The sequence below is a fragment of the Intestinimonas massiliensis (ex Afouda et al. 2020) genome, assembly GCF_900626285.1.
GTDB classification, from domain to species: Bacteria; Bacillota; Clostridia; order Oscillospirales; family Oscillospiraceae; genus Flavonifractor; species Flavonifractor massiliensis_A.
On sequence record NZ_LR131147.1, the window covers coordinates 856,996 to 879,190 of the forward strand.

Below are 22,195 nucleotides of genomic sequence, written 5' to 3' on the forward strand. Positions count from 1 at the left end.
GAACAGATCACGTATTATTCTTCCAATCCCTTCCGCAAATTTGAATTAGGAGGCGCCATGAAAAAACTGTTATCCCTATTCCTTGCCTGCATCCTGGCCCTGGGTATCCTGCCCATGGGGGCCAGCGCCGCCGACAGCGTGGAGGCCGCCCTGGGGGAGGTCAACATCTACAACGGCGACTACGAGCTGGGCTACCTCTCCATCAACGGGGCGGTCAAAAAGCAGAAATATACCTATTTCCTCTACGAATCCAACAACGGAACTATGCGGGAATCCCCCGCCTACTGCGTCAATCCCACCCAGTACGGCGTGCCCCAGACCGTGGGGCCCGGCGAGAGCATCAAGTACCTGGCCGAGGAAAAGGCCAGCGACCCCAAGGTGGTGGGCATCATCTCCAACGGCTACCCTCACCGCTCCCTGGGGGAGCTGGACCTGGACAACAAGTACCAAGCCTACTACGCCACCAAGATGGCCCTCTGGTGCTACCTCATCCCCGGCTGGTCCATCAACAGCCTGAAGGTGGCCCCCGGACTCACCGGCGCGGAGCTGGACCGGGGGGAGCGCATCCTGGCCGCAGCCAAGGACATCTACCAGCGGGGCACCACCTACAACTATATGCTGGACCCCCGCATGACCGTCACGGCGGACCGCTCCGCCGCCTATCCCGTCACCATCGGCGGCCGGGAGTACAAGCAGCAGGTGTTCACCGTCTGGAGCGAGACCTGGGTGTATGACTACGACGTGGCCGTGGCCTTCTCCGACCCCTCCCAGGTGCCAGAGGGCACGAAAATCGTGGACATGGACAACAACGAGATCACCGCCGTCACCACCACCGGCGCCAACGACGGCTACGCCGGGCAGTTCAAGGTCCTCTACCCCCTGGGGGGCATCGAGGGGCGGTCCGGCAGCGTCCAGCTCTCCCTCTCCGCGCCCGTGGCCCAATACGCCGCCATGTATGCTGTCTGCCAGGAGAAGGACAAATACGGCAACCTGCAAAATTACATCTGCGACCTGGACAACAATGTGCGCCTGGACGTGGCCGCCATCAGCAGCTACGCGGACAGCCCGGAGGAGGAGCCCCCCGATACCGGCCTGAAAATTATCAAGCTGGAGGCGGGGACGAACATCCCCTTAGAGGGGGCCATCTTCTCCGTCACCGGCCCGGACGGGGAGCCCATCGGTTCTTTCTCCTCCAATTCGGACGGCGAGGTGCTGCTCCCCCTGACCCTCAGCGGCCTCTACACCGTCACCGAGGAAATCCCAAGCCGGTATCACCTGAAACCGGAGGAGGATACGCAGCAGGTCATGGTCCGCTACGGTGAGATCGCGGAAGTCACCTTCTGGAATGAGCCCTACGGCGAATTAAGGGTCATCAAGGAGGACGGAAGTACCGGCCGGGAGCTGGCCGGGGCCCGCATCCAAATCAAGCATATCGAGAGCGGCGCTACCTACACCGGCGAGACCACAACGGGAGGGTCCTATACGTTCTCCCGTATCCAGCCGGGGGCATACGAAATCGTGGAGCTCACCGCCCCGGAGGGCTGGCAGAGGGACCCCCAGACCTACACCACCAACGTCATCGCCGGGGACTGCGTGGAGTACACCCTGAAGAACGAGGCCCTGCCCGGTCTGCGGATCATCAAGTATGACCGTCTGACCCATGAGACCATGGCCGGCGTCACGTTCCGTATCTGGCGGGATGGGGAGCTGCTGGGGGACTATGAGACGGACGCCCTGGGCGAGGTCTTGCTCACCGGCTGTCAGCCCGGCACATTCCGGGTGGAGGAACGCCAGAGCGACGACGCACACATCACCGTCACCCCCCCCCAGGAGATCGAATTGAAGGCCGGGGACGGCATCAAAGAGCTGGTTTTCTTCAACGACAAAAAGCCCGGCATCCGCCTCATCAAGGTGGACAGCGGCGACCTCTCCAAACCCATCGCCAACGCCAAATTCTTATTTGAGGCGGTGGACGGGTCCTGGTCCCAGGAGCTGACCACCCTGGAGGACGGCGCCATCGACCTGTCCAAGCTCCCCACCGGCGCGGTGGTAGTAACGGAACTGGAGTGTCCGGGCTATGTCATCGACGACGCCCAGCGCGTCATCCACCTGGACCCCAACGAGAACGCGGAATTTGTGTTCACTAACAGCAAGCTGCCCTCCCTCACCCTGACGAAGATCAGCGCGGATGGTATGCCCCTGGCCGGCGTCACTTACAGCCTGACCCGCATTGAGGACGGCAGCCGGTACATGGACCAGACCACCTCGGCGGCGGGGACCATCACCTGGGAGGGCCTCAGCCCCGGCGTCTATTCCCTAAAAGAGACCGATACCGTATCAGACCACATCCTGGACCCCAAGGAGCACCATGTGGAGCTGTTCCCCGGCAAAGACAGCACCATCGTGCTGGAAAATGACCGCCGGCCCAATCTGACGGTGGTGAAACGGGACGCCGACACCGGGGCCCCCGTTGCCGATGCCGTGTTCCTGGTGGAGGCGGCGGACGGCCACAGCGTGGACGAGATCAGGACCGGGGCGGATGGGACGGCCACCCTGGAAAATTTGCTGCCCGGCGTGTACCAAATTTCCGAACAGTCGGTGCCGTCGCCCTACCTGCTGGACGCGGAGCCCCAGCTTGTCACTCTCTATCCAAACCGGGACCGGACGGCCTATTTTGAAAATCACAAGGCGCCCACCATCCAGATCATCAAGGAAAATTCCATCACCCATGAGCGGTTAAGTAACGTTCGTTTCCAGGTGTGGTACGCCAGCAGCGACACGGAGACCGGCGAGTACAACGACCTGGGCGTGTTCACCACGGACGAGAACGGCCGCATTGAACTGACTGGCCCGGACAACGGCCTGCGGGACGGCTGGTTCCGGGTGAAGGAGCTGGAGCCGCCCACTGGATTCTCCATCAAGGACAGCGACACCCAGGAGGCGTTTGTCCAGGCTGGGAAGGGCCACACGTTCCTGTTTGAAAATACCCCTCTGTCGGCTTTGGTGGTGTATAAGCGGGACAGTGTGACCGGGGCCGCCCTGCCCAACTGCCGTTTCCAGCTCAGTTACCTGGGGGGCAGCACCTCCGGCACCGGCGGCACCGTCATCGGCACCTATGTGACCTCGGAGAACGGCTCCTTCACCGTCACGGGCTTGAAGGCCGGCTATTACATCTGCGAGGAAGTGGAGAGCGACGGGGCCCATGTCATCGACAGCGCGCCCCAGTCCTTCTATATCTCCGGCGAGGATCAGGACATCGTGACCCTCTATTTTGGCAACGCGCCCAAGGGGGCCGTTTTGGTCAAGAAGGTGTCCAGCGCGGACAACAGCCCCTTGAGTGATGTAGAGTTTTTTGTGACCACTTCGGACGGGGCCGTGGTGGGCGACGCCAACGGCAGGTTCGTGACAGACAGCGCGGGGGCCTTCCTCATCGAGGACATCGACCCCGGCACCACGCTGGTCATCAAAGAGACCAGGGCCAAGGACGGGTTCCTGCTGGACGATACCCCCCAGACCGTCCAGGTAAAGGAGGGCCAGACCGTTACCGTGGAGTTCCGCAACCAGCCCCTGGGCAGCCTGGTGATCGAAAAATGGGGGCGGAACGGCACAACGACGATCCCCCTGGAGGGCGTCAAATTCGAGATCAAATACGCGGATGGCCGCTATGTGGACGCCGCCGGGGGCACCCTGTCCTCCAACGGCCTCTACTACACCGACTCTACGGGAAAGATCATCCTGTCCGGCATCACCGGCACCGTCGTTGTAACGGAGCTGGAGAGCGTACCGGGCTATTCTATCGACCCGGACAGCCAGAGCCAGACCGTCACCGTCAATCCCAACGACACCCAGACCTTAAAATTCTTCAACAACGCTGTGGGCGGCGTGGAGATCATCAAGGTCAGTTCGGCGGACAAGTCGGAGCGCATCCCCAACACCACCTTTGAAATTCGCCGGGTGTCGGATGACGCCCTGGTGGACACCGTGACCACCGGCAAGAGCGGCAGCGTCTTTGTCTCCCTTGGGGATGGCAGCTACTACGCCGTGGAGACCGAGAGCGCCGAGGGCTTCAAGCTGGACCCCTCGCCCCACTACTTCACCGTAAAGAACGGGGAGACTACGAAACTCACCGTGACCAACGCGCCCCTCTCCGGCATCCTGCTCCATAAAATTTCCACCGCGGACGGCGAGGGCATCCCCGGCGTGTCCTTCATCCTCTACGACAGCGGCCACAACCCCATCGACCAGCAGACCACGGATGACCGGGGCTATGCCTGGTTCGAGGGGCTGACCGAGAGCGGCCGCTACTATCTCCGTGAACTGGAACATGAGGGCTATATCCCGGACACCCAGCTCCGCACCGTCTACGTCAAGGCTGGGGAGACCACGCTGGTGGAGTGGGAGAATACCCCCATCACCGGGCAAATCCAAATCATCAAAAAATCCGCCGACTACAACCCCACCACCGGCCTGCCCGCCGGGACACTCCTGGAGGGGGCCGTGTTTGAGATTTATGACAAAGCCGGGAATGTAGTGGACACCATCCGCTCCGACAGCCGGGGGCTGGCCGTGTCCAAGCAGCTCCCCTTGTCCCGCTACACCATCCGGGAGGTCAAGGCGCCGGACCACTACGGCGTCAATGAGGAGGCGCTTACCGCCTACCTGGAGCATGAGGGCCAGATCGTGCGCTTTGAAGTCACCAATAAGAGCCTGTCCACCGGCGTCAACATCTCCAAGACCGGGCCAAAGGAGGTCGTCAGCGGCCAGCCGGTGCGCTACACCTTCTCCGGGATCGCCAACACCTCCAATGTCCGGCTGGAGAGCTTCTACTTCCGGGACACCCTGCCCGCTCAGGTGCGGCTGGACACGGTTGTGACCGGAACCTATAACTTCCCCGGCACATACAAGATCACCTACCGGGTGAATGGCGGGGAGTACCAGACCTTGGCGGACAACCTGTCTACGGCACAAAACTACACCCTGGCAGCGTCACCTGTGGCCCTGGGCCTTGCCGCCAACGAGCGCGTGACCGAGATTATGTTCGTGTTTGGCCAGGCCCCCGCCGGGTTTGCCCAGGTGGAAAAGTCCTACCTGCACTGCACCGCCGTGGCAAGTCTGTCCGCCGATTCCTTCGTGAATGTGGCCGACGTGGGCGGCGTCTACAACGGCCAGTGGGTGCAGGCCATCTCCCGCTGGGTGACTAAGGTATATGGCAAGCCGGTCATTCCGACCCTTCCCCGGACGGGATATTGATGGATCTGGCGCGGCGGGTCCCATTGGGACCCGCCGCGCCCACTCATACACCACTACCATTACAAAGTAAAAAGGAGAGCAAGATTATGCTGAAGATCACCGCAACCGGAAACCTGACCAACGACGTGGAGCTGAAGATGAATGAGGCCACCGGGAAGCCCTATGCCATTCTGCGGATCGCGTCGGACCGGCGCTACCGTGACGCGGATGGCAACCGGCTGACGGATTTCATCTCCATCAAGGTGCGCGGCCCCCTGGCGGAGCGGTGCGCCGCCTTTGCCTGGAAGGGCTGCAAGCTGGCCGCCTCCGGCGATTTCGAGACCATCTCCTTCGCGGACGACCCCACCCGCCAGCCCGGCTTCCTGATCAAGGCCACCGAGGTGGAATTCCTCTCTCCCCGCCGGGCGGAGGAAGCGGCCCAGGCGGAGGATAGGCCGGAGGAGGATTCCGGTCCTGTCGCGGCCTGAGAGGCGGGCCGCTGAAATGAAGAATACAGGGATCACATACAGCAGCGCGGAGCGCGTGCCTGTGCGCCTGCCGGAGATGGCCGAGCTGCTCCCCCCGCTGAGTGAGGAGCAGCTGGCCGCTTTGGAGGCGGACCTGCTGAAGAACGGCTGCTACTCCCCCGTCATCGTCAATGAGGATACCGTCGGCAGCTTGGCCAGCGGCTCATGGCCAGCCTGCGGGACGACGACGGCAGGCGGGAGGTCCTGTCCAACGGCAGGGGCCGGTATTATGTGCTGGAGTGCTGCCGGGATCAGATGCAGCTCCAGAGCATCCAGCGCCGCATCCAGAACCAGATGCGGGGCCTGGACGCCACGGCGGGTAAGGTGCGGGTGCGCATCCGTGTGCTGGAACGCCTGAAAGCCCGCCTTATGCCAGGGAAACAGAGAAAGGCGGGATGAGCACGTCGGACGGAGCAGAAAAGATTAAATGTTTATACCGGCACTTTGCGCCGCGGCATGACCCGGACGGATTTCAACTCTATTCCGCCGCCCAGGAGGTCACGGGGATCAGGCATCTGTGGGAGGAATTCCCCTATGAGGATGCCTGCGGCTGTTTCGAATTTGCGGACGGCCGCCAACTCCTGCGGTATCTGACCGCCGCCTATTTTCGGGCGGTATCCTGGGAGACTGTGCCCGGCACGACCTATGAGCGGGCTATCCTGCTGGAGGTGGATACCGGGACCCTGGAATACCGCGCCTTTGAGAAACGGCTCTATGAGACGGCCCTGCGGCGCATGGGCCTCAGAAAGACAAGGAACCCAAAATCAGAGCGAGGTGACGCGCGATAGAGACTAAGAGCACGGAGATGAACAAGGACACCTTTTGGGAACTGATTCATAAGGCCAAGGAAAAGTGCGGACAGGATATGGACGCTATGGCGGCTGAACTGAAAGACCGGCTGGTGGAAATGGGGCCGGAGCAAGCCCAGGCCTTCCACGACATCCTGCACGTATATGAAGATCTGGCCAATCGATATGGCCTTTGGGATGCGGCCAGCATCATGAAGGAGTGGTGTTCCGACGACGGCTTTATTGACTTCCGCGCATGGCTGATCGCTCAGGGCAAGGAGATTTATCTGGCCGCGCTGCGTAACCCGGATTCCCTGGCGGATATAGAGGCGTATGGGGATTGTTGCTTTGAGAGCCTGTCCTATGTGGGGGACTATGCCTATGAGCAGCTTACCGGGCAGAGCGCCTACGAAAATTCAAGCCCTGATTCCTATGAGAAGTGGAAAGCTGTCCTGATGGAGGATATTGCGTATCGGGATGACATCAGCTTCCCGCGGGCAACACGGGCACTGCCTGCCGCTTATCCCCGGCTATGCGCCAAATATGGTGGAGCTGAGAGATTCAATATAGATGGAACCGGCTGGAACACGGACCAGCCGGAAATTCGTCTGCTGTTGGAGCAGGGGAGATTATATGACGCAAAAAAGGAATTGAAAAAGAAAGGTAGAGAGGCAAGATGAGCGACGTTTGCACAATTGGGGTGGATCATGGGTACGCAGCCATGAAGTCCCCCCACTTTTCTTTTCCCACCGGAGTGGTGGAGTACGAGCATGAGCCATACACCCAGAAGGATGTGCTGGAATATGGCGGAAGGTACTATGTGGTGGGCAGTGGGCGGCAGCCTCTTCAAAAGGAAAAGACGGCCACAGAGGACTACTATCTCCTGACCCTGGCGGCCATCGCCAAGGAGCTCGAATACCGGGAGGCGGAACGGACGGCGGAGGTGCTGCTGGCCGCCGGCCTGCCCCTGACCAGCTTTGGCCGGGATAAGAAGAAATTCCGGGAGTACCTGTTCCGGGACGGAAAACCTGTGCTGTTCCGCTATGAGGGCCGGGAGTATGCCGTGACGGTCACAGACGTGTCCCTGTTCCCCCAGGGCTACGCCGCCGTGCTGACCCAGAGTGAGCTGCTGGACGAGCCCTCCGTCATCGTGGCGGACATTGGCGGTTGGACGGTGGACCTGATGCGGCTGGACAACCGCATCCCCAACGCCGCAGCCTGCCGGAGCCTGGAGCTGGGCATGATCCGCTGTCTGGACGGGATCAGCGAGAAGGTGCGGCAGATGTTCGGCATTTCCATGACGGACCCGCAGATCGAAGCTGTGCTGCGCGGCAGCGCGGGGAGCATCAACGAGCGCGTCAAGGCGGTCATCCACGCCCAGGCAAATCAGTATGTTCAGGAGCTCCTCTCCGCCATCACAGAGAGCGGACTGGACGTCCGCGCCATGCCCGCCATCTTCCTGGGCGGCGGGTCGGCGCTGCTGAAGCGGCACGTCGCGGCCACAGAGGGCCTGTGCCGGCCTTTGATCCTGGACGACGTATGCCTGAACGCCAAGGGCTATGAGCGGCTTGTGGAGCGGATGTCGGGGAGTGCGGCCCATGGGCGGTGACCGGCGCCGGCTGAACCTCTCCCTCTCCATGCAGGCGCCCCATCAGCGGGAGGCATGGAAGATCCTGCGGACCATCCCACCTGGGCAGCGGACGGACGCCGTGTGCAGGATGGTGTGCCGGGCCCAGGAGCAGGAGGCGCTGCTGGACACTGTCCGCAGGGCGATCCGGGAAGAACTGAAACACTTTGATTTTACCGCGACAGAGCGACCAGCGCGGCAGCCGGCCGGGGATGTGGACGAGAGCATCCTCGGCTTTCTGCGCACGCTCCAGGAGGGAGATGACACAGCCTGATCCGCTATTTTGATATGTTCGCGGGGATCGGCGGCTTCCGGGCCGGGCTGGACCGGGCCGGGGGCTTCCAGTGCGTCGGCCACTGCGAAATCGACAAGCGCGCGGAGGCCAGCTACCGCGCCATCCATGAGATTCGAGAGGAGGAGCGATACTATCCAGACGCCAGAACCATTGACCCCGCTGACCTGCCGGACTTCGACCTGCTGTGTGCCGGGTTCCCCTGCCAGCCATTTTCATGCGCTGGCCACCGCAGGGGCTTTGCCGACGCCAGAGGCACTCTCTTCTTTGAAATTGCCCGGTTGGCTCAGGCAAGGCGACCTGCGTATCTGCTGCTTGAAAATGTTCCCGGAATTTTGGGCCATAACCGGGGGGAGACCTTTGCGGCCATCCTCACCGCGCTGGATGACCTGGGGTACCATGTGGAATGGGCTGTGCTTAACAGCGCGGATTTCTATGTCCCCCAGGCGCGAAAGCGCCTGTTCCTTATCTGCTATCTTGATCCCCGATGCGCCGGAAAAATACTTCCTGTCTTCGGCACAGCTGGACAAGCTCTTATACAACGCCTTGGAGGACCGCAGGGGGCCCGGATCTACGACGCCAGAGGCGCCGCCTGCACCCAAACGTCCGGGGCGGGCGGAATGGGAGGAAAAACAGGACTGTACCTGATTTATCCCGAGGACAAGCCCTTTGTAGATCTGTGCGCGGAAGCGCCGCGCCGGACAGACGCCGCCCGATGCCTCACGGCACGATATGGGCAGACCACCCTGTCCAACCACAAGGCGGAACGCTCTGGCGTGCTGCTGATCCGGGAAGGGACCCGGCGGGGCTGCTGTGAAGCGGCGGAGGGAAGCGCGGTAGATCTGGCCTATCCCGGCAGCAGGACCCGAGCCGGACGTGTGAGCCGGTACGCCCACGACGTGGCCTGCGTACAGGGAATTGTGGAGCGCGGCGGCCGCATTCGCCGCCTCATGCCCAGGGAGTGCCTCCGGCTTCAGGGCTTTGATGAGGGACAGATCGACAAGATCCTGGCTATCACCTCAGACGCCCAGGCATATAAGCAGGCGGGGAACAGCGTGACCGTCAATGTGATCGAGGCTATCGGGCGCCGGCTGCTGGCTGTGGACGAGGCGCTCCGCCAGGTTGACGCGGCATGACCGGGATGAAAGATCAGTGCTTCGGCGTGGAGGTGGAGTTCACCGGCATCACAAGGAAACAGGCCGCTAAAGCCCTGGCGGAATACTTTGGGACCATGCCTCGTCACAAGGGCGGCACTTATGATACTTGGGCCGTCAGGGACCCCGAGGGTAAGGAGTGGAAGCTGGTGAGCGACAGCAGCATCTACGCGGAAAAGTGGAATGGATACAGCTATGAGGTCACCGACAGCCCAGACTATCGCGTCGAGATGGTTTCCCCCAAGCTGACCTATGGGGAACTGCCTAAGTTTCAGGAGTGTGTCAGGCAGATGCGGTATGCCAAGGGAAAGGTCAACGACTCCTGCGGCATCCATGTCCATGTGGATGCCGCCAAACACAACAGGCAGAGTTTAAAAAATCTCCTGAGCATCATGTTCTCCAAGGAGGATATCCTCTTCAAGGCGCTGCAGGTCAACCCGGACCGGGTGCGGACCTATTGCAAAAAAGTGCGGGAGCCCATGCTGCAAAAGGCCCGCCAGCTTTCCGCCGAGGAGACAACGGATCTGACGCAGTTGGAGGAGATTTGGTATGAAGGGAAGGTCAAAAACAGTGACCATTACAACTGGACGCGGTACTACGCCTTAAATCTCCACTCTGTCTTTTACCGGGGTACCGTGGAATTCCGCTGCTTCAACTCCACCCTCCACGCGGGCCGTGCGGCGGCGTATATCAACCTGTGCCTGGCCATGTCAGCCCAGGCCATCGTCCAGCGCAGCACAGTGATGCGCAGGACCCACAGCGACAATGAGTTGTTCACCTTCCGGGTGTGGCTGGTGAGGCTGGGTCTGAACGGTCCTGAATTCAAGCACACCCGCGACTATCTGCTGGCCAATCTTGAGGGGGATAGGGCCTGGCGATACGATAAGGACAGCTACAAAGTCAATCAGAAGAAGAAAAACAGAACCGCAGAGAGGTGAAAAATTGAAAGTTCAAATTGAAGATGCCACCTATACCGGCACCGGGACAGAGATCATGGACTGCCTGCGGGACCAGGCCTTTGATCCCACGGAATTCCCGGATACCGACACCTACATCTGGTTTTTGCGGAACAATGTGGTCCGCGCCGCCGGGATGGACTGTCCCCTCCCGGAGGGCGGGACGGAGTGTCAGGCGCGCGCCATGCTGGAGTACCTGGACCGGATCGGCGCGCTTGTTCTTGTGGAGGAATGAGAATGGAGAAAAAATCGGACTGTTCCCTTTATTTTGCCTACGGCAGCAACATCAACCTGGAGCAGATGGCATTCCGCTGTCCGAACGCGCGGGTAGTTGGCCCTGTTACCCTGGAAAATTATGAGCTGCTGTTCCGTGGCCATGCCAGAGGGGACGGCGTCGCCACGATTGCATTTAAGAACGGGAGTGTGGTACATGGCCTGCTGTGGGAGATCACCTCTGCCTGTGAAACGTCTCTCGACTTCTATGAGGGCTATCCACGACTGTATCAAAAAGAATCTGTGACCGTCCGTGACCGGAATGGGCAGCAGATCACCGTTATGGCCTATGTGATGACGGACAACGAGCAGTGGCAGTCGCCGGCTATGCCCTCCAGCCCCTACTACAAAGGTATCCAGGACGGCTACCGCCAGAATGGCTTGCCGGTACAAGCATTGAAGGATGCCTGGGAGCACTGTGCCAAGGAAGTGGATCAGGAGACGAGGCGCGTCAACCGTATAAGCGGTGAGCGGGCCAGGCAGCCGAAACGGAGGGGCAGCCATGAGAGGTAGGTCGCTGTGCCTGGAGGGACGAAATGCCAGGTAAGGAAATCTCGCTGACCGGGGAGCTGCATATAAGGTCCACGGGATTCCATGTGACGGTGGGCGCGCTGGAGGCACTGAAGGTGGCCGGCCTCGCCTATGGCCTATACGACCACGCGGAGGAATTTCGGGAATGCCGCGTCACCCTTCAGGGTGGAGAGCGGCCCGCGCTGGTCGTCCAGGAGGACCGCGGCCTCCATGGCAGCCCCCTCTGGGTGACGGTTCGAACTGTGACGGATGACCCAGAGCAGATCCAGAGATATATGGCCTTCCGGGAGACCTTGAAAATGGTACAGCAGTTGGACCGTCAGTGGGGGAAGGAGGCCGCCCGCCTGCCCTCCAGCCATGACCGTGTCACTTCAAAAAGAGACAGGAGGAACGTGAATGAGCGGTAACCCATATCAGTGCGGACGGTTTTCTTTATATGATACGTCGAATGGAGACATTGACCCACTCTTTGCCACAAAACTGCAGGAGGACGCTCAGGTGGGCTGTCTCAAAGGTGTATTCTTAGGGGAAAACGTTGGGGACGATGTCATGGTAACCTGGCAGCAGAAGCACAGGAGATTGGATTCCCCGTCATTTCGTTCGGAACTGCATGAACTGATCGATGAATTGCAAGGCAGCGGTATGCTGGGCAGTTTTCCCGCAATGAAAGCGTTTTGCCAGGCACATTCGGAGGCACAAATGTCCGGCCGACATACCTTCTATGCGTTCCGCATGGACAGCAGCCAATACCGATATTACCTGCGGCTCTTTCCACAAGAACAAAAATTCTATATTTTCTGCTATCGGACGGATCGGATGCGGGAAGATCGGCCCAAGCCGGATTTCAACTACTTATACAGAAAAAAGGAAAAACCCGCAGAGGAGGTGACCGAACATGAAGGTATTGGTTGTGGAGCCCCTGAAGCCCTGTTATGTGCGGGAGATCGAGGGCCTGGACGCCATGCAAAAGCTGGTGGGCGGCGACATCGAAGCGGTCTATCCCTTCGATGACCCTGTGGCTGTGGTCGTCAATGAGGAGGGCAAGCTGCTGGGCCTCCCCTACAACCGCCCCCTGCTGGATGAGCAGAACGTGCCGTATGACATTGTCTGCGGCACGTTTTTTGTGGCCGGGCTGGGGAGCGAAAGTTTTACATCTCTGACAGACGACCAGATCCGGCGTTATAAAGAGATGTTTGACAACTGCATCGTCCTCACTGTTCCGGCAAAAGCACAGACGGAGAAAAATCATACCAAGAAAGGAAACGCGCATGAGAGATAAGTACATCCAAATCGCGGAGTCAGTTACAGAGGGGCACCCGGACAAGCTGTGCGACGCCATCGCGGACAAGGTGCTGGACGCCTGCCTGGAGTACGATCCCAACGCCCGCGTGGCCTGTGAGGCCATGGCCACGGCAGGAAAAATCATTGTGGCCGGCGAGATCACCGCCAAGGCGCTCCCGGACATCCCAGCCATTGCCGCCCAGACTGTCCATGAGACCGGATATGGTTCTGACTATGAGATCGAGGTCCTTACTCACGATCAGAGCGCCGACATCGCGGAGGCTGTGGATAGCGGCAGCGCCGCCTCCCCACAGCGAGGGGCCGGAGACCAGGGGATCATGTACGGCTGCGCATGCTTGGAGACGGACGAACTGCTTCCCCTGCCCGTTGTGCTGGCGCACCGCCTGACCCGCCTGCTGGCCAATGCCCGAAAAACGGGCGCGATCCGGGGCCTGGGGCCGGACGGCAAAGCCCAGGTGTCGGTGGAGTATGTGTTCGGCCTGCCCAGCCGGATCACCAGCGTGGTGGTCTCCTGCCAGCATGAGGCGGACAAGAGCCTGGAGGAGCTGCGACGAGAGATCACGGAGCGCGTGGTCATACCCGCCCTGCGGGAACTGCCCCCGGATGAGGGGACTGAGATCCTCATCAACCCCTCTGGCCGCTTCGTCCTGGGCGGCTTTGAGGCGGACACCGGCCTGACCGGCCGCAAGCTCATGGCGGATACCTACGGCGGCCTTGTCCCCCATGGGGGCGGCGCCCTGTCCGGGAAGGACGGGACAAAGGTAGATCGCAGCGGGGCTTATATGGCCCGGTACATCGCCAAGAATATCGTGGCGGCTGGCCTGGCGGAGCGGTGTACCGTCGCACTGGCCTACGCCATCGGCAGGGCGGAGCCTGTGGCGGTGGATCTCGACACCCACGGGACCGGCGCCTACACCGACGACATACTGGAGCAGGCGGTTCGGTCTGTATTTGACCTGACCCCGGACGGGATGATCCGCGCCCTCCGACTGGACCGCCCCGGCTTTGCCCGCTTCTGCAATTACGGGCACTTCACCCATCCTGACGCCCCCTGGGAGCGGACGGACCGGGCGGAGCTCCTGGCGGAGGTCTGCCGGTTCAAGGAAGCGGGTGTGTCCAATCGTTGAAGCACATTGCTTCCTGCAGCTTTGGCAAGGACAGCGTGGCCACTGTCCTGCTGGCGTTAGAGCATGGGGAGCCGCTGGACGAGGCAGTGTACTGCGAAGTAATGTTTGACAAGGATATTTCAGGAGAGGTCCCGGAACACCGGGACTTTATTTATACCAGGGGAATCCCGGCGCTGGAGCGTATGGGAGTAAAGGTCACGGTCCTGCGCGGTGAGAAAACCTATGTGGATCTGTTCACTGGCCGGATCACCCGCGGCCCAAAGAAAGGAATGCTGCGCTCCTTCCCCATCTGTGGGCGGTGCGCCGTCCAGCGGGACTGCAAGCTGAAGCCCATCCGACGGTACCAGAAAAGCCTGCCGCCCGACACAATCCAGTACATCGGTATTGCCAAGGATGAGCAGGACCGGCTCCTGCGGCTTGGGACACGCCAGGTGTCTCTTCTGGAAAAATATAGCCGCACAGAACAGGACGCCGGGGAGCTGTGCAGAAAAGCGGGGCTTCTTTCCCCTGTCTACGCCTTCACCAACCGGGGCGGCTGCTGGTTCTGCCCCAACGCCAAACGCCGGGAGCTTCGTCACCTCTACGACCACCACCCGGAGCTGTGGGCCAGGATGCTGGAGCTGCAGGCCCTGCCGGGAAAGGTGACGGAGAAGTTCAACCGCTCTCAGCGGTTCTCCGATATCGACGCGGCGTTCCGGCGGGAGGACGCACAGATGAATCTGTTCCGAGAAGCTGCGTAAGAGAAAAAGGAGCTGAGAACGACGACCAACCAAAAATACGAGATCACAGAAATCGCCCATGAGACATACCCCTTCCTCCACCGCATCCGCGCCCTGCGGGATGTAGGCGGTGAGGTCAAGGCCGGGGACCTGGGCGGGTTTGTAGAGAGCGAGAGCAACCTGTCCTTCGAGCCGGGGGACGACGCCTGGATCTTCGATAACGCGGTCTCCTGCAACGACGGCTATGTGGATAAGGGCGCCTGCCTGCGGGGCAATGCCATCGTGTGCGGGAATGCATACGTGTCGCGGGGGACGCTTCTGGTCGGCCATGCCCGTGCCGAGGACGACGCCTATATCCGGGGCGCCATCCTGACAGGCCACGCCAGGGCCTCCGGCTTTGCTTCCATCGTCCATGACCAGAACACCGGCGGCGCCCCCGTGCTCTCCGGGCACAGCGCCGTTTACGGCAGGGTCTCCGGCGACGTGCGGCTGACTGGCGCCGCGCTGATCATCAGCGGCGAGGAGATCCAAAACGACACGCCGGACACGCTGGTCATCAGCGGCCAGGGACGTTCCATCATTCGGGACGCGTCCAGAGACGAGCTGGCGCCCCAGGCAGGACAGCCGGAGCATTCCAAAGCAAAAACCAAGGGGAGGAAGGTGGAGCGGTGAGCAATTTTTTCGAGCAGGAATTGCGAAAACTGTTTGGGGACGGGAAGATCATCCACGACCCGGTTTTCGTAGGCCGCGCCTGCGTAGGCGGCCTGGACACGGGCAGGCAGGCGCGGGCCGAATTTGTGACCATGGGCCACGCGGATCACTACGCGGCCCTGCGCCTCACCCTGCTGGACAACGACCTGGGCGTGGTGGACAAATTGACCCTGCGTCTGAAGGATGTGTGGGGCAAAAAGGAGGTCCCGAACAATCCCTACCTGAAAAGCGGCGTTGATCCCCATATCTGGGTGAATGACGGGAAAGCGGACTGGTACGCCTACCACCCGGCGCCGGCAGATTACCAGCGGCTCCGGCAGGCAGCCGGAAGCTATCTGGCCGCGTTTCGAGGCCGAACCAAAGACCAGGAACATGGTCCGAAGCTGATCTACATCTGCGCCCCTCTGTGGGGCGATGTGGAGAAAAACATCGAGTTTGCCCGGCAGAAAGCCCAGGAGGTGTTTCTGTCGGGGGATGTGCCGGTGTGCCCGCACCTCATGTTCCCGCCCTTTGCCGACCCTGATGACCCTGTCCAGGACCAGGCGGCACGGGAGATGGGCCTGCGGCTGGTGGAGCACTGTCAGCAGGTCAATGTGTACGGCACTGTGCGTACACCGGGGATGCTGGCGGAGATCCGCAGGGCGGAGGAGCTTGACATCCCGGTCAAGGCAGAGCAGCCGGGTCTCAAAAAGACAAGGGGCCGACCCAGACACGGTCAGAGCAGATAGGAGGACAAATGGCAGAAATCAAGACGGTCACCATCGACGAACTGCGTCAGATGAACGATCAGGAGGGCCTCATCCTCCAGGGCTGCGGCGGTGACCTTCAGGAGTGGGTGGACGGCATCAACGGCCTTCTGACGGAGGAGGGTATCCTGCTGGACGGCAGTCAATTTGAAAGCGTTTCCGCATTTCAGCATCAAGGGCTGACCAACCTGCTGTTCTCCTTTGATGGCGTCAAGCTGGATGTGGGCAAGCTGGCCGTATGGCGCCTGCAGACCCACGGGCAGTTCGGCGGCACCTGGCTGAGTGACTATGTCCCCAACCGCCTGGGCGGTTTTATCCAGGAGCAGCGGCCCGCCAGGCCCAAAATGGAGCTGGTGGGACAGGACGGAAATATCTTCGGCATCCTGGGCCGGGCCTCCCGGCTGTTGAAGCAGGCCGGACAGAATAAGCAGGCCGACGAGATGTTTCAGCGGGTCACCAGCTCCGGCAGCTATGAGGAAGCATTGTGTATCATCAGCGAGTATGTGGAGACGGAGCTCTCCACCGCGCCAAAGCCTCAAAAATCTGTTCAAAAGAAAGGTAGGGATACCCATGAACGATAAGTGGGAGATCATCCACGGCGACGCGCTGAAGCTGCTGGGACAGTTCGCCCCCGGCACCTTCGACGCCGTCATCACCGACCCGCCCTACGCCTCCGGGGGCCGTACCCAGGCGGAGAAGAACAAATCCACCGCCAAAAAGTATTCCAGCATGGGCGACCACGCGCCCCCGCCCTTTGACGGGGATTCCAAAGACCAGCGGTCCTGGACCCGCTGGGCGGCGGAGTGGCTGGCGGACGCCCGAAAGCTCTGCAAGTCCGGCGCCCCGGTGTGTATGTTCATCGACTGGCGGCAGCTCCCCGCCGCCAGCGACGCACTCCAGTGGGCGGGCTGGATCTGGCGGGGCACCGCTGTCTGGGACAAGGGCAACAGCCGGCCCCAGAAGGGCCGGTTCCGGCAGCAGGCGGAGTACATCGTCTGGGGCTCCAACGGCGATATGCCCATCAGCCGCCCCGTGCCCTGCCTGCCCGGCGTGTTCAAGTACGGCAATCCCCAAAACCGCATCCACCTGACGGAGAAGCCCCTCCCGCTCATGCGGGACGTGGTGAAGATCACCGAGCCGGGCGGCCATATCCTGGACCCCTTCGCCGGCAGCGGCACCACCGTGCTGGCCGCCGTGCTGGAGGGCTACACCGCCACCGGCATCGAGGTCACCGGCGAGTACGCAAGGCTGGCCAGGGAGCGGATCGCGCGGGAGCTGGAGCCGTGTGCGTGAATTGCTGGTGCTGTTTGGGAAAAGGATTGGATAAACCAGCGGAGGTGCGGTATCCTGTAGCCGATCCCGAAAAATGGAGGTGAGACAGATGAGAGTCGACATGACCTTTGACCAGCAAAAAGTGGAACAGCAGGGCTACACCTTGGACACTGTGCGGCAGGCCATCCAAAAAGACTTTGAGGCTCATGGCCTGCGCTGTGTCCAGAACGGCCCTGTGCTTACCTGTGCCGATCATGGCGGAGAGGATGACTTCGCCAATCTGTGGGCGGTCATTATGGCCCTGCTGCGGACGGAGTGGTTCCCCGCGCTGGCCTCCTCCTGTATCTGGCACGATGACGACGGCACCCAGGAGGATGTGCTGTCCCAGGCGTGGAAGGTACAGGGCCGAAAGATGGGCTGAGTATGGCAGGCAGCGGAAGCCGAAAGCAAATCACATTTGATTTGCACCAGGAGTCGCTGAAGCGGTATTATCCCCACCCGGAGCCGGTGCGGAATGAGCAATACTATAAACGGGCTTACCATGACATCCAGCAATTTATGCACATGAATGGCTTTGAACGCCGGCAGCACTCTGTGTACGTCTCCATCAACAAGGTGACAACCTTGGATATCGTCGGACTGATGGAGCAGCTGGCGGAGGCGCTTCCTTGGCTGAGCCAATGTGTCCGCGAGGTGGATATGAGCACGGTCGGGGCACGGCACAGCCTGAAGCGGACGCTCCAGGCCGCATCTGGAGCGCTGGCGGTTGAACTGGACGGGCCCGCAATACAGGCCAGAAGCAGGCCGGAACCGCAGGCAACGCCCGAACAGCAAAGGAAACGAAAGCGTGTCCGATCTCAGGAACGCTGAGTTTTCTAGCAGGCAATTCCCCTTGCGGAAACCAGGATGAACCAGTATAATAAAGGGCAAAAGAGCCTGCATTGTGCAGACCCGGACACTGTTCCGGGAATCTCTTACTGCCGGAATGGAGGTGGCTGCGGCATGGAACAGGAGTATATGCTGCGCCTGTACGATATGGATCTGCTGGCCTTCTCCCTGGCGGAGCAGGGCATTGAGGGCCTGAAAGCGCAGATCCACAGCATCAGAGAAGATGATCGGGCGCTGTTCCCCCTGGATCTGGAGCTGACGGACGACGGGCTGGTGAAATGGCTGCAGAGGCGGGTGATCCCCAAGAACCGCGCCTATGTCGCTGAGATCCTGAAAACCTTCAGTCTGAGCATCAACGACACCAGGGGCATCATTGACGTGTGCAAGGGCTTGTCCCTGAACGACAGCTATTGGGTAGTGCCCCAGGGCTTTACCGGGACGTTTGCACAGTATAATCTATATGAGAACCGCTTCTCTGAGATCCTGTCTCTGGTGGCCTACACCGGCATTGGGCAGAGCGACGCGGCCTTCACCACCTCGCCGGAGCTGACCACCAACGGGATGCTCCCCAAGGCATGGCGGTTTATCGAGGGTGAGGGCATCTATCTGTACAAGGGCGGAACCTTCGGCGCGGCCAACACCGGCAATGAGCCCTACAGCGAGTTTTACGCCAGCCAGGTCGCCCAGGCCATGGGCCTGGACGCGGTGGCCTACGAGCTGGAAAACTGGAAGGGCATCCTGGCCTCCCGCTGCAAGCTGTTTACGGATATTGACACCGCCTATATCCCTATCGGCCACATTGTGCGGGAGGGCGGGCTGAAAGCCTGCATGGAGTATTACCGGCAGCTTGGACCGGAAGCCTATGAACAAATCAAAAGTATGCTGGTGCTCGACACGGTGATCTACAATGAGGACCGGCACTTCGGAAACTTCGGCGTCCTGCGGGACAACCACACCGGGAAGGTCACCAGCGCGGCGCCTGTATTTGATAACGGGATGTCCCTGTTCAACTTTGCCATGCCGGAGGATTTCAAGGATCTGGACAGCTATGCCAGAACCAGGGGGACGCCCTATGGTATCAGCTTTGAAACGGTGTGCCGGGAGGTAATGGGGCCGGTCCAGATGGGGCAGCTCCGCAAGCTGATTGGATTCACGTTCCAAAGGCATCCCAGGCTGAACCTGCCCGACGACCGGCTGCTGGCGATTGAGCGGCATCTGCAAAAGCGGGTGCGGCAGCTTCTGGACTTAAATTCGCGGCCCTCTGGCGAGCATGAAGGGTAAACTCAGATAAGATTCTGCAAGGAGAAGCGATGATGACGGATTATTTTGTAGAGAGCCTGATCCGGCGCTTTGAAATTGAGCAAAGGAAAAATGACCGGGGAGGTGTTTACGCGCTCACCCAGCGGATGCTGGCTTACAATTCCAACAAAATTGAGGGCAGCACATTGACGGAGAAGCAGACAGCCTCCCTCTTCGACACAGGAACCCTGACCTCTGAGGACGCCATAATCCGCGCGAAGGATGTAGAGGAAATGACTGGGCATTTCCTGATGTTTAACGAGATGCTGAAAACCTACAGTCTCCCTCTCTCCCACGAACTCATTCAGCGCTACCATTATAAATTGAAAAGCGGCGTTTTCGAGGACATCGCCAATGGGTATCCAATCGGCGCGTATAAAAACAGAAGAAACATGGTTTCGAATATTGTCACAGCCCTTCCGGAGGAGGTGGAAGCCCGGATGACTGAGCTGCTGGAGTGGTACAATGCCGCTGAACAGCATACGCTTGACGGTCTGGCAAGATTTCATGCCGAGTATGAGCGGATACACCCGTTCCAGGATGGGAACGGAAGGACCGGGCGGATCATCCTCTTTAAAGAGTGTTTGAAAAACGGCATTGTCCCCTTTATCGTCAGAGATGACAGGAAGGTGGACTATTACCATGCCTTGAACGCGGCGCAGACGGAAGCAGACTATGGGCCGCTGGAACGATTCTTTGGCGAGGAGCAGGCGGAGTACCGGGCGCTGGTGGAAGGGTTTGTCCTGCCCATGGAGCGTCCGGCAGACTCAAAGGAAAAAGGCCGGGACACAGGCCGCCGTTCTGAACCAGAGAGATAACGTAGGCGGGGCAAGCTTCTCACGGCCCCTGTCCCCTGTGTTTGAGAATGGGCATAGATATCTTTCAGTATAGTAAAGTAGAAAAGCCAAGGACCATGATCGGGGAGGTGCGATGAATATGGAGCAAAAAGAAATTGAGGCATTGATCGCGGCAGGCGGCGCTATCTGTGAACTATGCGGAGGCCGGATGCTGAGGGCAGATGGCTGCACTTGGCCGGGGATCTACTGCGGAGGCAAGTATTATAGGCGTATCCGGTACGGCGATGAGAGCTCCCATTGGAGTGATGAACGCTGCCACGATTGCGGCGCAAAGCGGGGGCAGTATCACCATGCCAACTGTGATGTGGAGCAATGCCCGGTATGCGGTGGCCAACTGATCGGCTGTTCATGTGAGATTGAATATACCGCCACCCCCAAAGCAGCGCAGGAATAGCAGGAATAATTGAGGGCATGGATCAAACCCAAAAGATTTATATGGCGGAGTGCTTTGCAAGGCACTCCGCCGCTCTTTTTTATTCGGCAGGGGGACGATTCCCCCTTGCTGTGAGATAGGAGGCACGATGAAAACAGACTTTGAATCCCCTCTTACCCCTGGCTACGCAGGCTACTGTGCCGACCTGGCGCTGGATGAGGCCGCGACCCAGGGCGTTGCCCAAGCGCTGAAGCAGGCCATCGGCAGCCTGAAGGGACAACTGCTGGCGGGCCAAATCAGCAGCAACGCGGGGCTGTTCCACGCCCTGCGCAGGCTGGGCCAGCTCCAGGATATGCACAACCGCCTAACTGGCGGGGATGAGGATATTGAATACCTTTTTTCTGATGACGGCGAGTGCAGCCATTATGTAGCGGGCTTCTTGGGCGACCTGTCCGGTGTGACGGACACCCACGGTCAGCCCCTGCGTGTGGGTGATACGGTGACAATGCTCCGAGATGGAGAGCCCTACGAACAGATGATTATCCTGAACCATAAGGGGAGATCCCAGCTCTCACAGGAGCACCTGAACCGTCATGGGGCGGTTTTCCAGACCCCGTTTACAGAGGCAGGCATCATGACGGCCCAAAGATACTCCTACCCAATAATAGAACGCCGGTCCTGCCTCACAGCCTATTATCTCGCCCAGAAACAGGCCAGGGCGCCTGCCAAGCAGCCTCACAAAACAGGAAGCCAAGCTCGGTGAGGGTTGTCCGGCCCGACTGCTCCGAGGTTGCGCTCCAGACTGCGGTTGGAAAGGGCTGTTTGGGGATAGTCCGGCCTGTTCGGGAACAGGAATCGCTTTCCCGCCCGGTATGTGGTATTGTGTAGCTGTGGAAGCAGCCCAGTACAATACGGATTGAAACTGAGGGAACTGTATGGGAGTCCAACGGGCAATCAACGGACAGCTCATTACATGGGAGGTCATTGTTTATGGCTTCCTGGGTATGGAGCAGGTAGCGGCGCGCTACAAAGACCCCTGGAAAGCGGCGGTCTATTGCTGTGAGAACAACTGCGCCGAAGTCAAGATGGCCCTTTCCGAACCGGATGAGCCGCTACCGACGAATGACTAACAACATCGGCCGCGGCATCGGCTGGATGCCGCGGCCAACCGTACAAGGCCGACTTTAAAATCCTGTTTACATTCTATAAACTATCGGGTATCATGAAAGGAGAACCGCACGAGGAGGCAGGACAATGGAGCAACGATATAATAAGGAAACCGGGCTTCCCGTAGATCGCGCCTATCTGGAATGTGGGCTTCCCCCTTATTTGCAGAGGTCTCTGGATACAATGAAACGGGCCTGGGAGGCGGAGGACAACGGAGCCAACGACCTCCACGTCGACGCGTATTATTGTGAGCTCCAGGCCGATATCAACTCCGCGGAAGTGGAGGGAGAGATCAGCTCCGAGCAGGCATGGTACCTGCGGGAAACCTATTTGCGCATTCAGCGCGGAGTAATCTGA

Annotated in this window: 27 protein-coding genes; all 27 read left to right on the forward strand. The window is 60.1% G+C overall.

The window, feature by feature from the left end; translation table 11 throughout:
- The first annotated feature begins 57 nt into the window (after positions 1-57).
- On the forward strand, positions 58-5,250 hold the full coding sequence (locus tag E0E41_RS04495) for a SpaA isopeptide-forming pilin-related protein (RefSeq protein ID WP_130868908.1): 5,193 nt from the start codon (positions 58-60) through the stop codon (positions 5,248-5,250).
- An 86-nt stretch (positions 5,251-5,336) separates the two neighbouring features.
- Complete coding sequence (locus E0E41_RS04500; RefSeq protein WP_130868909.1) at positions 5,337-5,717, forward strand: single-stranded DNA-binding protein; 381 nt, start codon at positions 5,337-5,339, stop codon at positions 5,715-5,717.
- A gap of 204 nt (positions 5,718-5,921) precedes the next feature.
- Positions 5,922-6,155: a hypothetical protein gene (locus tag E0E41_RS04505; protein WP_242623690.1), complete on the forward strand. Its 234-nt coding sequence runs from the start codon at positions 5,922-5,924 to the stop codon at positions 6,153-6,155.
- Positions 6,152-6,544 carry a hypothetical protein gene (locus tag E0E41_RS04510; protein WP_130868910.1) on the forward strand — a complete coding sequence of 131 codons (393 nt, stop codon included), beginning with the start codon at positions 6,152-6,154 and terminating at the stop codon, positions 6,542-6,544. Before E0E41_RS04505 ends, E0E41_RS04510 begins: the two co-directional genes overlap by 4 nt.
- 17 nt (positions 6,545-6,561) lie before the next feature.
- Positions 6,562-7,224, forward strand: a complete 663-nt coding sequence (locus E0E41_RS04515; RefSeq protein ID WP_130868911.1) for a DUF4240 domain-containing protein — start codon at positions 6,562-6,564, stop codon at positions 7,222-7,224.
- Complete coding sequence (locus tag E0E41_RS04520) at positions 7,221-8,153, forward strand: ParM/StbA family protein (RefSeq protein WP_130868912.1); 933 nt, start codon at positions 7,221-7,223, stop codon at positions 8,151-8,153. The genes E0E41_RS04515 and E0E41_RS04520 overlap by 4 nt, the downstream gene beginning before the upstream one ends.
- Positions 8,143-8,445: a hypothetical protein gene (locus E0E41_RS04525; protein ID WP_242623691.1), complete on the forward strand. Its 303-nt coding sequence runs from the start codon at positions 8,143-8,145 to the stop codon at positions 8,443-8,445. Before E0E41_RS04520 ends, E0E41_RS04525 begins: the two co-directional genes overlap by 11 nt.
- A gap of 14 nt (positions 8,446-8,459) precedes the next feature.
- Positions 8,460-9,599 carry a DNA (cytosine-5-)-methyltransferase gene (gene dcm, locus E0E41_RS04530; protein ID WP_130868913.1) on the forward strand — a complete coding sequence of 380 codons (1,140 nt, stop codon included), beginning with the start codon at positions 8,460-8,462 and terminating at the stop codon, positions 9,597-9,599.
- Positions 9,596-10,555, forward strand: coding sequence for an amidoligase family protein (locus tag E0E41_RS04535; RefSeq protein WP_130868914.1), 960 nt, complete (start codon positions 9,596-9,598; stop codon positions 10,553-10,555). Before dcm ends, E0E41_RS04535 begins: the two co-directional genes overlap by 4 nt.
- Before the next feature lie 4 nt (positions 10,556-10,559).
- Complete coding sequence (locus tag E0E41_RS04540; protein WP_130868915.1) at positions 10,560-10,808, forward strand: hypothetical protein; 249 nt, start codon at positions 10,560-10,562, stop codon at positions 10,806-10,808.
- 2 nt (positions 10,809-10,810) lie between these two features.
- Positions 10,811-11,359: a gamma-glutamylcyclotransferase family protein gene (locus E0E41_RS04545; RefSeq protein WP_130868916.1), complete on the forward strand. Its 549-nt coding sequence runs from the start codon at positions 10,811-10,813 to the stop codon at positions 11,357-11,359.
- Between the two features lie 23 nt (positions 11,360-11,382).
- Positions 11,383-11,784, forward strand: a complete 402-nt coding sequence (locus E0E41_RS04550) for a hypothetical protein (protein WP_242623692.1) — start codon at positions 11,383-11,385, stop codon at positions 11,782-11,784.
- Between the two features lie 488 nt (positions 11,785-12,272).
- Positions 12,273-12,656, forward strand: coding sequence for a DUF3846 domain-containing protein (locus tag E0E41_RS04560; RefSeq protein WP_130868917.1), 384 nt, complete (start codon positions 12,273-12,275; stop codon positions 12,654-12,656).
- Entirely contained in the window at positions 12,646-13,806 is a 1,161-nt protein-coding gene (metK, locus tag E0E41_RS04565; protein WP_130868918.1) for a methionine adenosyltransferase, read from the forward strand. Before E0E41_RS04560 ends, metK begins: the two co-directional genes overlap by 11 nt.
- Positions 13,803-14,546 carry a phosphoadenosine phosphosulfate reductase gene (locus tag E0E41_RS04570; protein WP_130868919.1) on the forward strand — a complete coding sequence of 248 codons (744 nt, stop codon included), beginning with the start codon at positions 13,803-13,805 and terminating at the stop codon, positions 14,544-14,546. The genes metK and E0E41_RS04570 overlap by 4 nt, the downstream gene beginning before the upstream one ends.
- A 225-nt stretch (positions 14,547-14,771) precedes the next feature.
- Entirely contained in the window at positions 14,772-15,197 is a 426-nt protein-coding gene (locus tag E0E41_RS04575) for a hypothetical protein (RefSeq protein ID WP_242623693.1), read from the forward strand.
- Positions 15,194-15,964, forward strand: coding sequence for a DUF7768 domain-containing protein (locus E0E41_RS04580; RefSeq protein WP_130868921.1), 771 nt, complete (start codon positions 15,194-15,196; stop codon positions 15,962-15,964). The genes E0E41_RS04575 and E0E41_RS04580 overlap by 4 nt, the downstream gene beginning before the upstream one ends.
- Before the next feature lie 8 nt (positions 15,965-15,972).
- A complete protein-coding gene (locus tag E0E41_RS04585; RefSeq protein ID WP_130868922.1) occupies positions 15,973-16,563 on the forward strand; it encodes a hypothetical protein in 591 nt (196 codons plus the stop codon).
- The gene (locus E0E41_RS04590; protein ID WP_130868923.1) at positions 16,553-17,275 is read left to right on the forward strand and encodes a DNA-methyltransferase; all 723 of its coding nucleotides are present in this window, start codon (positions 16,553-16,555) and stop codon (positions 17,273-17,275) included. The genes E0E41_RS04585 and E0E41_RS04590 overlap by 11 nt, the downstream gene beginning before the upstream one ends.
- A gap of 88 nt (positions 17,276-17,363) precedes the next feature.
- Positions 17,364-17,675 (forward strand): hypothetical protein, encoded by a 312-nt coding sequence (locus E0E41_RS04595; protein ID WP_165450499.1) that lies wholly within the window; start codon positions 17,364-17,366, stop codon positions 17,673-17,675.
- A gap of 2 nt (positions 17,676-17,677) precedes the next feature.
- A complete protein-coding gene (vapD, locus tag E0E41_RS04600) occupies positions 17,678-18,124 on the forward strand; it encodes a VapD family protein (protein ID WP_130868925.1) in 447 nt (148 codons plus the stop codon).
- Positions 18,125-18,256: 132 nt separating this feature from the next.
- The gene (locus E0E41_RS04605) at positions 18,257-19,423 is read left to right on the forward strand and encodes an XRE family transcriptional regulator (protein ID WP_242623694.1); all 1,167 of its coding nucleotides are present in this window, start codon (positions 18,257-18,259) and stop codon (positions 19,421-19,423) included.
- 32 nt (positions 19,424-19,455) lie between these two features.
- A complete protein-coding gene (locus E0E41_RS04610) occupies positions 19,456-20,259 on the forward strand; it encodes a Fic family protein (RefSeq protein ID WP_368019854.1) in 804 nt (267 codons plus the stop codon).
- A gap of 118 nt (positions 20,260-20,377) precedes the next feature.
- Positions 20,378-20,692 carry a hypothetical protein gene (locus tag E0E41_RS04615; protein WP_130868927.1) on the forward strand — a complete coding sequence of 105 codons (315 nt, stop codon included), beginning with the start codon at positions 20,378-20,380 and terminating at the stop codon, positions 20,690-20,692.
- A gap of 127 nt (positions 20,693-20,819) precedes the next feature.
- Entirely contained in the window at positions 20,820-21,434 is a 615-nt protein-coding gene (locus E0E41_RS04620; protein WP_130868928.1) for a hypothetical protein, read from the forward strand.
- Between the two features lie 172 nt (positions 21,435-21,606).
- On the forward strand, positions 21,607-21,801 hold the full coding sequence (locus E0E41_RS04625; protein WP_130868929.1) for a hypothetical protein: 195 nt from the start codon (positions 21,607-21,609) through the stop codon (positions 21,799-21,801).
- A 124-nt stretch (positions 21,802-21,925) separates the two neighbouring features.
- Positions 21,926-22,195, forward strand: a complete 270-nt coding sequence (locus E0E41_RS04630) for a hypothetical protein (protein ID WP_130868930.1) — start codon at positions 21,926-21,928, stop codon at positions 22,193-22,195.

What these genes read in the sequence shown, in the direction of transcription:
- E0E41_RS04495 (WP_130868908.1), top strand. Translation starts at nt 58, where the DNA reads ATGAAAAAACTGTTATCCCTATTCCTTGCCTGCATCCTGGCCCTGGGT.
- E0E41_RS04500 (WP_130868909.1), top strand. Translation starts at nt 5,337, where the DNA reads ATGCTGAAGATCACCGCAACCGGAAACCTGACCAACGACGTGGAGCTG.
- E0E41_RS04505 (WP_242623690.1), top strand. Translation starts at nt 5,922, where the DNA reads ATGGCCAGCCTGCGGGACGACGACGGCAGGCGGGAGGTCCTGTCCAAC.
- E0E41_RS04510 (WP_130868910.1), top strand. Translation starts at nt 6,152, where the DNA reads ATGAGCACGTCGGACGGAGCAGAAAAGATTAAATGTTTATACCGGCAC.
- E0E41_RS04515 (WP_130868911.1), top strand. Translation starts at nt 6,562, where the DNA reads ATGAACAAGGACACCTTTTGGGAACTGATTCATAAGGCCAAGGAAAAG.
- E0E41_RS04520 (WP_130868912.1), top strand. Translation starts at nt 7,221, where the DNA reads ATGAGCGACGTTTGCACAATTGGGGTGGATCATGGGTACGCAGCCATG.
- E0E41_RS04525 (WP_242623691.1), top strand. Translation starts at nt 8,143, where the DNA reads ATGGGCGGTGACCGGCGCCGGCTGAACCTCTCCCTCTCCATGCAGGCG.
- dcm (WP_130868913.1), top strand. Translation starts at nt 8,460, where the DNA reads ATGTTCGCGGGGATCGGCGGCTTCCGGGCCGGGCTGGACCGGGCCGGG.
- E0E41_RS04535 (WP_130868914.1), top strand. Translation starts at nt 9,596, where the DNA reads ATGACCGGGATGAAAGATCAGTGCTTCGGCGTGGAGGTGGAGTTCACC.
- E0E41_RS04545 (WP_130868916.1), top strand. Translation starts at nt 10,811, where the DNA reads ATGGAGAAAAAATCGGACTGTTCCCTTTATTTTGCCTACGGCAGCAAC.
- E0E41_RS04550 (WP_242623692.1), top strand. Translation starts at nt 11,383, where the DNA reads ATGCCAGGTAAGGAAATCTCGCTGACCGGGGAGCTGCATATAAGGTCC.
- E0E41_RS04560 (WP_130868917.1), top strand. Translation starts at nt 12,273, where the DNA reads ATGAAGGTATTGGTTGTGGAGCCCCTGAAGCCCTGTTATGTGCGGGAG.
- metK (WP_130868918.1), top strand. Translation starts at nt 12,646, where the DNA reads ATGAGAGATAAGTACATCCAAATCGCGGAGTCAGTTACAGAGGGGCAC.
- E0E41_RS04585 (WP_130868922.1), top strand. Translation starts at nt 15,973, where the DNA reads ATGGCAGAAATCAAGACGGTCACCATCGACGAACTGCGTCAGATGAAC.
- E0E41_RS04590 (WP_130868923.1), top strand. Translation starts at nt 16,553, where the DNA reads ATGAACGATAAGTGGGAGATCATCCACGGCGACGCGCTGAAGCTGCTG.
- E0E41_RS04595 (WP_165450499.1), top strand. Translation starts at nt 17,364, where the DNA reads ATGAGAGTCGACATGACCTTTGACCAGCAAAAAGTGGAACAGCAGGGC.
- vapD (WP_130868925.1), top strand. Translation starts at nt 17,678, where the DNA reads ATGGCAGGCAGCGGAAGCCGAAAGCAAATCACATTTGATTTGCACCAG.
- E0E41_RS04605 (WP_242623694.1), top strand. Translation starts at nt 18,257, where the DNA reads ATGGAACAGGAGTATATGCTGCGCCTGTACGATATGGATCTGCTGGCC.
- E0E41_RS04610 (WP_368019854.1), top strand. Translation starts at nt 19,456, where the DNA reads ATGACGGATTATTTTGTAGAGAGCCTGATCCGGCGCTTTGAAATTGAG.
- E0E41_RS04615 (WP_130868927.1), top strand. Translation starts at nt 20,378, where the DNA reads ATGGAGCAAAAAGAAATTGAGGCATTGATCGCGGCAGGCGGCGCTATC.
- E0E41_RS04620 (WP_130868928.1), top strand. Translation starts at nt 20,820, where the DNA reads ATGAAAACAGACTTTGAATCCCCTCTTACCCCTGGCTACGCAGGCTAC.
- E0E41_RS04625 (WP_130868929.1), top strand. Translation starts at nt 21,607, where the DNA reads ATGGGAGTCCAACGGGCAATCAACGGACAGCTCATTACATGGGAGGTC.
- E0E41_RS04630 (WP_130868930.1), top strand. Translation starts at nt 21,926, where the DNA reads ATGGAGCAACGATATAATAAGGAAACCGGGCTTCCCGTAGATCGCGCC.